General features: G+C 49.1%; 12 protein-coding genes. All 12 read left to right on the top strand.

What is annotated here, in order from left to right; genetic code table 11:
- Positions 1 to 777: hypothetical protein (locus GX135_04650; GenBank protein ID NLN85378.1), on the top strand; the 777-nt coding region annotated here is incomplete at its 5' end.
- Positions 774 to 2,114, top strand: coding sequence for a glycosyltransferase family 4 protein (locus GX135_04645; protein ID NLN85377.1), 1,341 nt, complete (start codon positions 774 to 776; stop codon positions 2,112 to 2,114). The genes GX135_04650 and GX135_04645, both read left to right, overlap by 4 nt.
- Positions 2,115 to 2,126: 12 nt before the next feature.
- The gene (locus tag GX135_04640) at positions 2,127 to 3,326 is read left to right on the top strand and encodes an alpha-amylase (GenBank protein NLN85376.1); all 1,200 of its coding nucleotides are present in this window, start codon (positions 2,127 to 2,129) and stop codon (positions 3,324 to 3,326) included.
- Positions 3,327 to 3,328: 2 nt separating this feature from the next.
- A complete protein-coding gene (locus GX135_04635; GenBank protein NLN85375.1) occupies positions 3,329 to 4,750 on the top strand; it encodes a sigma-54-dependent Fis family transcriptional regulator in 1,422 nt (473 codons plus the stop codon).
- Positions 4,747 to 5,424, top strand: a complete 678-nt coding sequence (locus GX135_04630) for a hypothetical protein (protein ID NLN85374.1) — start codon at positions 4,747 to 4,749, stop codon at positions 5,422 to 5,424. The genes GX135_04635 and GX135_04630 overlap by 4 nt, the downstream gene beginning before the upstream one ends.
- Complete coding sequence (gene tsaD, locus GX135_04625; GenBank protein NLN85373.1) at positions 5,421 to 6,431, top strand: tRNA (adenosine(37)-N6)-threonylcarbamoyltransferase complex transferase subunit TsaD; 1,011 nt, start codon at positions 5,421 to 5,423, stop codon at positions 6,429 to 6,431. The genes GX135_04630 and tsaD overlap by 4 nt, the downstream gene beginning before the upstream one ends.
- An 11-nt stretch (positions 6,432 to 6,442) precedes the next feature.
- Positions 6,443 to 7,294, top strand: a complete 852-nt coding sequence (locus GX135_04620) for a hypothetical protein (protein NLN85372.1) — start codon at positions 6,443 to 6,445, stop codon at positions 7,292 to 7,294.
- Positions 7,272 to 8,435: a divergent polysaccharide deacetylase family protein gene (locus GX135_04615; GenBank protein ID NLN85371.1), complete on the top strand. Its 1,164-nt coding sequence runs from the start codon at positions 7,272 to 7,274 to the stop codon at positions 8,433 to 8,435. Before GX135_04620 ends, GX135_04615 begins: the two co-directional genes overlap by 23 nt.
- Before the next feature lie 7 nt (positions 8,436 to 8,442).
- Positions 8,443 to 9,261, top strand: a complete 819-nt coding sequence (locus GX135_04610) for an undecaprenyl-diphosphate phosphatase (protein ID NLN85370.1) — start codon at positions 8,443 to 8,445, stop codon at positions 9,259 to 9,261.
- Positions 9,261 to 10,259, top strand: a complete 999-nt coding sequence (gene holA / locus GX135_04605; GenBank protein NLN85369.1) for a DNA polymerase III subunit delta — start codon at positions 9,261 to 9,263, stop codon at positions 10,257 to 10,259. The genes GX135_04610 and holA overlap by 1 nt, the downstream gene beginning before the upstream one ends.
- A complete protein-coding gene (malQ, locus tag GX135_04600) occupies positions 10,256 to 11,767 on the top strand; it encodes a 4-alpha-glucanotransferase (protein NLN85368.1) in 1,512 nt (503 codons plus the stop codon). The genes holA and malQ overlap by 4 nt, the downstream gene beginning before the upstream one ends.
- A 688-nt stretch (positions 11,768 to 12,455) precedes the next feature.
- On the top strand, positions 12,456 to 13,001 hold a 546-nt coding region (locus tag GX135_04595), incomplete at its 3' end, for a hypothetical protein (protein NLN85367.1).

Genomic DNA, 13,001 nt, shown 5'->3' with positions numbered 1-13,001 from the left:
TGGATGGATGTGAGGATGGATGGCAAGGCGGTTACCCCCAGAAATGGAGCGTCGGTGGAGATTAACGCGCTGTGGTATAACGCCATCTGCTGTTATGAGGCAATGTGTAACGAATATCGTAAACTGGCGAAAATCCGCTATCTGCCCATCGAGCAAATCAGCGGCATGCGTGAGCCCGTGCGCCAGGCTTTCCAAAAATTTTGGCAGAATGGCTATCTGGCAGACCGCCTTGTGGGTGATGAACCTGTGAACGAAATTCGCCCCAACGCGGTGATTGCGCTTTCCCTGCCCTGGGAAATTATCGACCGTGAAAAGATGAGACAGGTTTGGGAAAAAGCAAGGTTGGAACTCTATACGCCGTATGGACTTCGCACCCTGAGCCCACAAGACCACCGCTTCCGCAAAAAATATTATGGAACACAGCAGGAGCGTGACCTTGCCTACCACAACGGCAGCGTTTGGGCGTGGCTCTTGGGTCCCTATTGCGGATTATTTTTGAAACTGAACCGGGACGAGCTGAGCCCGGAAGGACTGGCGGAAGAGCTGAGCGAACAGGTTAAAAGCTTCCGGCGGAGCTTTATGCGGGGACACATCGCGTCTTTGGCTCAAGTTTGGGATGGAGACAACCCCCATTTCCCAAAAGGCGCGCCCGCAATGGCAATCAGCGTTGCCGCGCTGTATAACATCGAGACGTTCATCCAGTCCATCCGAGACGGCAAAGCTGAAAAAACCGTGAAACCAGTCCGCCGAAAAGCTGCGAAGAGGAATAGGCCATGAAAGTTTTGATGTTCACCTGGGAATTTCCACCCTTGATCGCAGGCGGTTTGGGAATGGCGTGCTATGGCATGGTTCAATCCCTTTTGGCTTTGGGCATCAAAGTGGATTTGGTTTTGCCCACCAAGGAAATGGTCTATTTCCCGCTGCGCGAAGTCAGCGACGTGGACACCCTTCCCGCCGTGTTTGTGGATCCCGTGCTGCATAAGGAATACAAGAATCATACATTTGAGACCCTGCATGAACGCCTGGAATATATCGGAATCAGCGGCAGACCGGAATCCTATATCCAGATGGAAGAGATTAATGAATTTGCCCTGGCATTGCGTGAAGAACGCTGGAAAACGCATTTCACCACAACTGAGGAAAGAGAAGTTTTCGTTGATGTGGCAAAAAACCTGATTGGAGATGAAGACATCATCCGCAAGATGCAGGAATACACCCAAAGAGCCGAACGCTTTGCCCGCAGCCTGGATTATAACCTCATCCACGCGCATGACTGGCTTTGCTATCCGGCTGGCATTTTGGCAAAAAAGATTTCCCAAAAGCCGCTGGTGGTGCATATCCACGCCACGGAATTTGACCGCGCTGGCGGACCCGGAAATGAGAGGGTTCACAAAATCGAACACGCGGGAATGATGTATGCGGACAGGGTGATTGCGGTTTCGCAATATACGGCGCAGATGATTATGTCCCGCTATCTGATTGACACGGCGAAGATTCGCATTGTCCATAACGCTTTTTCGCTTTCCGAAGAATCCATCACCTCCAAAAAACGGATATTCAAGGGACCCACCATCCTGTTTTTGGGACGCATCACCCTGCAAAAAGGGCCGGATTATTTCCTGGATGTGGCGGAGCGGGTTTTGAAAAAGCATCCGGAAGCACGTTTCATCATGGCTGGCACAGGCGATATGGCGAGAAAGATTCTGCGTAATTCCGCCAGCAAAAAGCTGCAAAACAAATTCCTGTTCACGGGTTTTTTGAACCGAGCCGAGGTTGAAGATATTTTGCGCGCGTCCGATATTTATATGATGCCTTCCGTCTCAGAGCCTTTCGGCATCTCGCCTCTGGAGGCAATGGCTTTTGGGCTCACATCCATCATTTCCAAGCAAAGCGGGGTGGCGGAAGTGGTTAATAACGCCTTCAAAATTGATTATTGGGATGTGGGATTGATGACTGAGACAGTGAATCATCTCATCGAAGACCCTGAAAAATGCCAAAAGATGGGACTTGCCGGAATGCGCGAAGTGAACCAAATCCATTGGATGGAGGCGGCGGAAAAGATTCGTGAGGTCTATTCCAACGTTCTGTCCCAATTTATCAAAGGCAAGCTTTAACAAGGTGAAGATATGTTAAACGTGGTTTTTTACTTTCAAGTTCACCAGCCCTACCGTCTGAAACACCTGGGTGTGCTGGATATTGGCAGCGGTATCGACTATTTTGACAACGCATTGAATGAAGAGGTTTTGCGCAAGGTTGCCGAAAAATGTTACCTGCCCACCAACGCGCTTCTTTTGGATTTGATTAAGAAAAATGAGGGGCGCTTCAAGGTCGCTTTTTCCATTACCGGGACAGCAATCGAGCAATTCAGAGCCTGGAGCCCCGAGACGCTGGATTCCTTCAAAGCTCTGGCGGATACAGGCTGCGTGGAGTTTTTGGGCGAAACCTATTATCATTCACTTTCCTTCCTATATGATACGAACGAATTTTTGGACCAGGTGGCGCTGCATCGCGAGCTGATGAAAACTGAATTTGGGCAAAGACCGGTGACGTTCAGAAACACCGAGCTCATCTATCAGGACAGCCTTTCCGACCTCGTTTTCGAGATTGAGGGGTTCAAGACCATTCTCACCGAGGGCGCGGACCGGATATTGGACTGGCGCACACCGCTTTACGCCTATAAAAATTATCGCAAGAACATGAACCTCCTGCTGAAATATTACCAGCTTTCGGATGATATTGCCTTCAGGTTTTCAAACCGGGATTGGCCTGAATATCCTCTCACCGTCGATAAATTCGTGAATTGGATAAACCATCTGACCCTGGCGGAAACAGAGGGACGAAACCAATTTTTGAACCTTTTCATGGATTACGAAACCTTTGGAGAACACCAGTGGGCGGAATCCGGTATCTTTGACTTTATGCAACATTTCCCCGCTGAGGTTCTAAAACACGAACATCTGGGTTTTGCCCTGCCCAGAGAGACTTTCGAGCTGGCAAACTATCAGCAGGAATCGCTGTCTTTTCCGGAGCCGGTTTCCTGGGCGGACGCGGAACGTGACCTTTCGGCATGGCTTTCAAACGATATGCAGCATAACGCCATCGAAACCCTCTATCGCATCTTGGACCGCATCAGGCAAAAGGGGGATCCGGAATTGTTGGAAATCGCGCGCAAGCTGAGTACCTCCGATCATTTCTACTATATGTGCACAAAATATTTCACCGATGGCGACGTTCACAAATATTTCTCGCCCTACGATTCACCGGATCAGGCATATATCTATTATCTGAACGCGATGGCGGATATCGAGGAAAGACTGGAGGCTTGAATATGAAAGGCAAAGTTATCATTCTGGAAGACGACCTGGTTCTGTCTGAGCAAATCCAGAAGGTGCTGAAAACGGCTGACTATTCGGTTTTGCATTCCACAAATTCGGACACCTTTTTCGAAGAACTGCGCAGTTTCATGCCGGATGTGATTCTCTTGGATGTGTTTTTGGTGGGCAGCCGCCTCAACGGCATTCAGGTTTTGAAATATCTGAAGGAACATCTGGATTTTAACTATAAGGTGATTGTTATTTCCGGAGAAGCCACCAACGAGCAGGTGAAGCAAATCCGGGAAATCGGAGCCTACCACTTTTTGGAAAAAGGCGCGAACTTCAGCATCAATCAGCTTTTGCTGCATGTGGAAAACGCGGTCACGCTCAAGCGTCAGGAAGAGCAGAACCTGGATTTGCAGATTGAATATCTGAATTTGAAAAAGCAATTTACCCGCATTTTCCCGTTCATTGGCGAAAGTGAAAGCATCCAGAATCTTCGCACCCAGTTGGTGAAGTTTGCCGCTGTGGATGAGGACATTCTCATCCTGGGTGAAAATGGCACGGGCAAGGAAGTGGCGGCGAACTATTATTATGTGAATTCAAAACGCTTTGGCATGCCTTTCCACACCATTTTGTGCAGTTCTTTGGGTGAGGATTTGATTGAACTTGAGCTTTTTGGCAGGGAAAGAGGCATCGGCGGAAAAGACGACCGGGGCACGATTGGAATGTTTGAAAAGTGTTCCGAAGGCATATTGTTCCTGGATGAGGTCACGAATTTGAGCCTGCGTTCCCAAGCCAAGATTTTGCGCGCCGTGGACAACAAGGAAATCCAGGTTATCGGCGGCAACATAAAACAGGTAAACACACGCCTGGTTTACACTTCCAACGTGGACCTGAAGGCTCTGGCTGATTCATCCCGCATCCGCCGTGATTTTTTCTTCCGCATCGAAGGAAACGTGATTCGCATCCCACCCCTGCGGGAACGTGACGATGATATTCTGCTTTTGATGAGCTATTTCATCACCAGTTATGCAAATAGCTATCACCTCAGCGAACAGCTTGATCTCAATGCCCTCAAAGAAGAACTGCTTTCCTATGACTGGCCTGGAAATGTGCGAGAACTGAAAAACTTTTGCCGCTATATCAGCATCAACGAACGCGAAATCAACAACAAAACCATTATCCATCATTTCCACAACAAGCTGCTGCAAACCCCGGATTTTCACGCGGCTGGCATGGAACGCTATTTCAAAATAAACGGTATTCGTGACAGCACAGCCGCCTTTGAGCGGGATTACATCCTGCATTATCTGGAACGAAACGATTGGCAGGTGAGCAAAACCGCCAAAGCCATCGGGCTGGAACGCACCACGCTTTACAAAAAAATCCGCCAGCTTGGCATCAGTGCCATCTTGGAAAGCCAGCAGAAATGAAAAATAACCTTGGTTTTAAAGTGCTGGCAGTGGTGCTGGCAGTGTTTATTTGGCTGCAATTGAACCTGGTTTCCCAACACAGAACAAACACTTCCCTGAAGCTTGAATTGGTGAACACCAGTGAAGCTGACGCCGAAAAACAGCCCGCGGAAAAGATTTCATGCGCGGTGGCAGGGCGTGGTTTGGATATTCTCCGGCTGAAATTTTCCAAAACCCATGTGGAGATGGACGCGGCGGATTATTGGGCTGCGAACTGGCATAACTACAGGATTGTGGATCCGTCTCACAATCTCAAGGTGGAAATTTTGGGCATCAACCCCAGCAGTCAGGCGCTGATAGCCAAAACAGGCAAGAAACCTGCTGCCAAAGAAAGCGGCTCGGAAAAGCCCGGTTCAAGCCCTTCAGATAGAAGCGGTTCGGATAAAGACGACACCCAAACCCGTGTTTTGAGAAACCTGCCCATCAGCGCGACTGGAGGCAGAACGGTTTATCCTTCCACTGCAACCATCAAGGTTAAGGGTCCTCAATCACGCCTTTCAAGCCTGCCTTCCGGTATCGTCATCCACGTTTCCAACAAAGCTGACGAGAGCGGTTTTTACAGTCTTGATGTGCAGCTTCCCGCTGGCATCACTTTGGTGGAACACACTCCAACACGAGTTCGCGCCGACAAATGAAGCATATCCTGGCTTTTGAATCCTCCTGCGACGACACCTCTGTGGCCTTAATTGACACAGACTTTAAGGTGACTTGCAACTTGGTGAGCACCCAAACCGATCATGCCAATTTTGGCGGAGTTTTGCCCGAACTCGCTTCCCGGCTCCACATGCAGAACATTCTTCACCTCACCCAGGCGGCTTTGGACAAATCCGGTCTGCGAAGCGGGGAAATTTCCGCTGTGGCGGTTTCTGTGAATCCAGGGCTGATCGGCTCTCTGATTGTGGGCTTGGCGTTTGCCAAAAGCCTTGCCTGGAGCTGGCAGAAACCTTTGATTACAGTCAATCACATGCTTTCCCACATCTTCGCGAATTTCATCGAAAACCCGGCTATCCAACCGCCATTTCTGGCTTTGGTGGTTTCCGGTGGACACACGGAATTGGTTCTGTTTGAAAGTCTTACCCATTTTGAAGTGGTGGGCAAAACCTTGGACGATGCGGCGGGGGAAACCTTCGATAAAACCGCGAAACTGCTGGGGCTTGGCTATCCCGGTGGACCAGCTTTGGATTTGGCCGCCAGCAGCGGAAACCCCAGCTTCCACAGCTTTCCCCGCGCCCTGAAACGCAAAGAGGATTTTAACTTCAGCTACAGCGGCTTGAAAACAGCCGTGATGGAATATGTCTCCCGCCAGGATGCGGATTTTATCCAAAACAACCTGAACGACCTGGCAGCTTCAATTCAGCAGGCAATCATCGATCCTTTAATCGATAAAACTCTGCGGTTGGCGCAGTTGCGGGATATTAAAACCATTCTTTTAGCCGGCGGTGTGGCAGCAAACAGCGCTTTGCGCAGTCAATTGGCTCAAAAAGCCGCCTCACATGGGATAAAACTCCATCATCCCAGCCTTGAACTTTGTGTGGACAACGCCGCCATGGTCGGAGCGGCTGCAATTCCCAAATTCTTAGCCGGGGAATTCGCAAGTTTGGACGTGAACGCCTTTTCCACCAAAGGCACACGCTCTCTTTGAGGACATCGCTGATGAATTTTCGCCAGTTTTGTATCGGTTTGCTGAGACTTCTTTTTGGCAGCTTCAACGGAATGCAGGTCATCCTGTATCCCATGGCCCTGGTTTTTTGGCTGAACATAAACAGCTTTCAATATGTCAGCATCGGCCTTTTTACCTCGCATAAATACTACTTTCCCCTGCTGATTTTCCTCGTGGTTTTCATTTTGGTGGTTCTTTTGATTTTAAAGAATTACAGCGAGCTCAGCCACCCCAACCAAAAACTCAGCCAGGAACAGAAAAACTCCATTGCCCACACCATCATCGGCCTCCATAAAATATTGCTGGTGGTGATGTTCGCTGTGGGGCTCATCTATCTGGTTTACGCTTTTTTGAACCATTATTATGGCATCAGCCTGCCTCTTTCAACCATCTACACCAGTTTGGCAAGATTTGTGTCTGTCGGGCTGATTCTGGGCTACGCGCTTCGCAACGCCTGGACCAGTCCCCACCGCGAAAATGGAATGGATGTTCGCCGCGCCCTGGTGATGGTTCGCAAGGACTTTCGCAGCCGCCCCAGACCCTTTTTGCTGCACGGTTTTTCCTTCATCATCATGGCTTTGCTCGCCTGCGGCATCTATAACAATATTGTGATGAACGTCTTGGATTTCTTTATTGGAAGAACCGGCTTTTCGCTGCATTTGGCTCACGCCACCGGCCTTTTGCCCCTGATTTATGATGTGTTTTTGCTCTTTGTGGCGCTGTTGCTGTCAAATTTTGTGTTTTCACCATTGGTGTTGCTGGTGAATTCTCTGTCTCATAAAATGATTCCCCAGCCCATCGTGGAAGATTTGGACGAAGAAAATGACCCGCAAGAACAAGAATAAGAAACGCAAACCCGCAAAAAGCGTGACCGCAAAATCGGATTTGTGGTTATATATTCTCATTCTGCTGCTTTGCGGGGGCATCGTTTGGCTGTTGACCCAAAAACCCAAAACCCGTGTGAAGCCGGTGAAGGAAACCGCTTTGGGAACCCAGCCTTTCGATCAAAACAAGCTGGTGAAGGCTTTGGAGGAAAAGTTTGGCATGGAGCCGGGCAGTATTGTCCCCAAAGAAATCCGAAAGGTTATCCGCCTGGAAATTCCGGTTGATCGCTCCAAAATGGATCTCACCTATGCCAACGTGCTTGTTTCCAATGAATTCCGGAGCATGCGGGCGGTTCAAGACGATGGAAAAGTGGATGGCTCCAAACAAATCCTCAGCTTTACCCACGCAGACAAAAACTTCGAGGTAATCCTGTCCTACGCGCCCAGAACCGCGCAACAGCGGGCTGGTAAAAAATATATCTCCATCGTGGTGGACGATTTTGGCTCTGTGGAAGGGGAAACTCTGCAAGAATGGCTCGCCCTGCCCACCCAGATAACTTTTGCCATAATGCCCGGCTTCAAACAAAGCGTGAACACCATGACCCTGGCGGATCAACAAGGGCGTGAAACCTTGGTGCATGTGCCCATGGAACCGATTGGCTATCCCAGGCAAAACCCTGGTGAAAACGCCATTTTGGTGCAAATGAACCAGGCTCAGGTGGAAAGAACCCTGCTGAAACACCTGAATTCTCTCCCGCTCTGCATGGGTGTAAACAACCACATGGGCAGTTTGGCAACGGCGGACAACACCATTATGGGCTGGGTGATGGACGTTTTGAAAAAGAAAAACAAGGGCTTTTTGGACAGCCGCACTTCAAACGTTTCCATTGCCTACCAGGTTGCTCAAAAAGCACGCATCCCCGCCTGGCGCAACGATATTTTCCTGGATTCACCAGATATCACGGATGAAACTCTGGAGAGAAAAATCAACGCCATCCAGGATTTGGCGACCCGAAACAGCACCGTGGTGGTGATTACCCATTGCCACAACCCCGAAAAATTGATTTATCTGCATAAATTCCTGGATCGCGTTCAAGCTCTGGGATTCACTCTCATCCCCCTCTCCCAAGTTGGAAAAACAGACTTAGCACCCATTATTTGAGGACAAAATGAAATTCTTGAGCTCTATTCTTTTGGGCATCATACAAGGTTTGACCGAATTCCTGCCCGTCAGCAGTTCCGGTCATTTGGTTTTGGCAAAGCATTTCTTTGGCATCGAAGAAACTGGCAGCATTGCTTTTGAGATTTTTATGCACCTGGGAAGCCTGCTCGCCGTTCTCATCTTTTTCCGCCAGAGAATCTGGGATTTGGTGGTCTCGCTTTTCAGTTGGAAACGCACTCTGAGACACGAAACCCACCGGCGCAACCGCAATATCATTCTTTATCTGTTTTTGGCGACCCTCGCCACCGGGGTTATCTATCTGCTTTTTGGCAAATTCTTCAAAGGGCTTTACGAGAAACCTTTGCTTGTCTCCCTGATGCTGATTGTCACTGGCGTGATTGTGTTTATTTCCGACCGGCTGAAATCGGGAAGCATCCCCGCCTCCGATATGGGCATATCGCGCAGCCTTTTCATTGGTCTTTTGCAAGGCATCGCCATTATTCCAGGCATTTCTCGCTCTGGCAGCACCATCACAGGCTCACTTTTGGTTGGTGTCAAGCGCAGGGAAGCGGCGGAATTTTCCTTCCTGCTCAGCATTCCCGCCATTTTGGCTGCCAACCTTACCAGCCTGGGTGCCTTCAAACAGCTCAGCCTCAGTGAGTTATCCGCCTATCTGGGTGGGTTTGTGGCATCTTTCGTCGTCTCTTTATTGGTCATCGGCTTCATGATGGAACTGATTGCCCGCGCGCGTTTGAAGTATTTTTCCTGGTATTGCTGGGCGGCGGGAGCCATCAGCTTCCTGGTTATAATTTTGGGAAAATCCTGATGGCCATCGACGCTTTGGAATTCGACTCCGTAAAACCCCGTTTGGGCGATAATTTCCTGCTTTTGGGGCCTGACGCTTTTTTGCAGGATACCGTCACAAACCAGATACGCGAAACCCTGAAACGGGACGCGGATGTAGATTTGGTCATAGTTTACGGCGATGAAATGCGCTGCGCCCAAATCAACGACCTTTTGGATACCTATTCCATTTTTTCCAGCACCAAGCTCATCCTGTTCAGAAATGCCGACCTGCTCCGCAAACCAGAACTGGATTGCCTCGCCGCCTATTTCCAGAACCCTTCTCTGGAGCAAAGTTTGGTCATCACAGCCGAAAAGGCAGACCTTCGCACCAGCGCCTGGAAGAAGATTAGTTCAGACAGCAAAGTGGTGAATTGCGATTTCCCCCGCTGGGGCGATATGCTCATCAATTGGTTGAATAAAAGCCTGGCAAAAATGGGAAAAAACATGCGTCCGGACGCGCGCGCGATGTTCATCGAGCGGGTCGAACTGGATTATGCCAGCGCGAATAACGAGCTTCAAAAGCTGGGACTTTTGGTGGGTGAACGCAAGACCATCACGATTGACGACGTGCAGCAAAGTCTGGGCAGCTCTCGGCTGGGAACCCAGATTGGTTTTGCCAGAGCCCTGGGTGGACGCCGCGCCGCTGAAGCCCTGGATTTGATGGACCGCATGCTCAATTCAGAAACCAAAGGCTTGCAGATTTTGGGGCAGATTACCCGCGTGTTCACTGCCATTCATCACATCCTGCTGATGAAGGAAGCCCACCTCAGCCCTTCCGAAATCACAGCAAAACACTTGCATGACCTGTATCCAAAGCAGCGAGCTGAATATATGAACTTCGCCAAAAACTATTCCCTTCCCCAAACCCAGACCATTTTCACCATTCTTTTGGAAACCGATACCAAGCTCAAAACCACCGCTGCCAGTGACGCCATCCTGCTGACCCAGTGTATCTTGCAAATCATGGAGGCGGCGTGAAAAACCTCGGTCTCCTGCTTCACATCAGTTCGCTTCCCTCGGATTTTGGCATCGGCGATTTTGGTCCCAACGCCTATTTGCTTGCCGACCTTCTTTTGGAAAAAGGCTTCAAATCCTGGCAAATTTTGCCCCTCTATCAAACCGGCTATGGAAATTCGCCCTACAATCCGATGTCGGCATTCGCACTCAACCCATATCTGATCAGCCCGGAGCTGCTTTATGAGGATGGCTTGATTGACCTTCCCGATCTCGAGGCAGCCCAGCTTCCCATAGGTGACCAGGTTCCGTTCGAAGCCGTGTATCGCCTCAAAGACCAGCTTTTGGCAACCGCCTCCGAAAATTATCTCTGCGACAACAAGCTCGAGGCTTTCATCGAAAAAGACGCCCTCTACCTCAAGCCCTATCTGGCTTACACCACCCTCTGCAAACTGTATGGTGAAACGGATTGGAACCTTTTCCGAGCGGAACACCAGCGCTATTCTGATAAGCTCTACGATGAACTTTTTAACGATTACGAACGCCAAATGCTTCAGGTGGCATGCGCTCAGGTTTTTGCCCGCGACCAGCTTTTGCGCTTGAAAGATTATCTCTCCTCACAGGGCATCCAACTCATTGGGGATATGCCTCTTTATCTTTCCCATCAAAGCTCGGAAGTTTGGGCAAATCAGCATCTTTTCGATCTGGACTCAAATGGAAATCGCCTCCGCGTTGCCGGGGTTCCACCCGATGCTTTCAGCGAAAAGGGACAGCTTTGGGGAAACCCGCTCTACCGCTGGGAAGCTATGCGCGCTGATGGTTTCAAGCTTTTCTTTGATAGAATCAACCACGCCCTGCAATATCTGGACAAGCTTCGCCTTGACCATTTCATCGGTTATGTGAATTATTGGGCGGTGGATTGCCCCAAAGACCCTCAAACCGGCTTGCCCCAAATGCCAGAGGACGCGCTGGGCGGAAGCTGGGAAAAAGCCCTGCCCCAGGATTTTTTCTCCCAACTCCAAAAACAGTTTCCGCTGGAAAAATTCATCGCTGAAGACCTCGGCGTGCTCAATGGCGATGTCTGCGACTTCCGCGACCGCTACGGACTTCCCGGAATGATTGTCTTGCAATTTTGCTTTGAGGAAGGCATCCCCGAACCACGGGATTTTCCCCCTGAAAGAATTCTCTACACGGGAACTCACGACAATCCAACCATCCGCGAATGGTATGAAAACCTCGAACCGGAAAGCCCCAGCCGGCTGAATCTGTTGAATTATATCCGCAAAAACGCCGAGCTTTTTGCCGGACTGGGCTTGGAAAGCATTGAGGACATCGAAGCTTCCATACACGCAATTTTTTGTCAGATTTCTCAAAACTCCGGCTGTGAAAACCTCATTTTCACCGCGCAAGACCTGTTGGGACTGGGTTCTGATGCCCGCATGAATATACCCGGCACCGCGCTGGGAAATTGGCAATGGAAGCTGGAAGACCTTTCCCAACTCCAGCAAACCACCTTCCCCTTCTGGGAATAAAACACGCTCTGGGCTTTCATTTTATAAGCTTTCCAAATTCAAAATAGGGGAGCCCTCTCCCCTATCCTCACCTGCCTCAATCTCTTCAATAGCCACTCTCTTAACCGCTTCGCCATAATGTAGTTAGGTGACCCTTCTTCATGTATCACATGATCTTTTTCTCCTCGTAAGCCATTTTGAGTCAACCAATTTCAGGACGGCACACTCTTAATCCTGGCAGTTAATCAAGTGTTAATCAAGCCTTAATCAAGTCTTAATAATTAACGCTTGATTAAGGCTTGACTAAGAAGTGATTAAGGCCTTGAGCCAAGTGTCGATAACGGTATCGCTGGTTTTTTTGACAGACCACTCTCTTTGGAAAACCTACGAATAGATCTCTCCAAAAGATGAACCTAATTCGGCTTCAATAATTTTCAGGATGCAGTATCGAAAAGCTTTCCCGATATCCAGCAGAACAATCGAAAAAATGTACTTGACAATTAAAACCATATTCACAGGCTAGTGCCAATAGATTTTGAAATCGATTACATAGCGTGTAAACTGTTCCAGATTTCGGTTCCTCAAACGCTTTTAAGCTGTTTGGCGAAGACACTTAACAACATGGTTTAATCAAGTTTAAGGGATGAAAAACGTTAGCGTTTTTGTCCAATGTGACGAACAAAAAACAAACCCACACAAAGGAGAACACATGAAACGGACTCTATTATTGGTTTTTATTCTTGCCCTCGCCACTTTTGCCTTCGCGCAAAACACCTATTATTGGTTTGGCGGCATCAGCGATGACTGGGACGATTCCGGCAACTGGCAAACGGGCCAGGTGCCGACAGCGAATGATCACGCGGTAATCACTGCTATGGGCTCTTATCTGCCTGTGGTTCATTCTAACGCCGCATGTTACAAACTGTCGCTTAGCGCCGGTACCACGTTAGCAATAGGCGGCAGTGTAACATTTACCGTCAACGAAAAATTGGAGACTGCCGGCAGTGTTGTGCTCAATACTTCATCTACTCTGGTTGTAAAAGACTGGGCAAAATGGCTTTCAAACTCCTCCCTTTCATTTGCAGGCACGCAAGGCAGAGCTTTCTGCGAATTCTATAAAGATCTGACCATTGAAACCCCAAATTTTAACGCTGTCTCCACTACTATTTCTTTTGTAGGGCCCAGCTTCAGCTCATTTAATAATTCTAGCACCAACACTTATATCGATTTTCTGTATATTAACAAATCCTCTAGT

Source organism: Candidatus Cloacimonadota bacterium (assembly GCA_012522635.1).
In the GTDB taxonomy this organism is placed as follows: domain Bacteria; phylum Cloacimonadota; class Cloacimonadia; order Cloacimonadales; family Cloacimonadaceae; genus Syntrophosphaera.
Note: the sequence above shows the minus strand (reverse complement) of the source record. Positions and strands in the feature narration are given on the sequence as shown.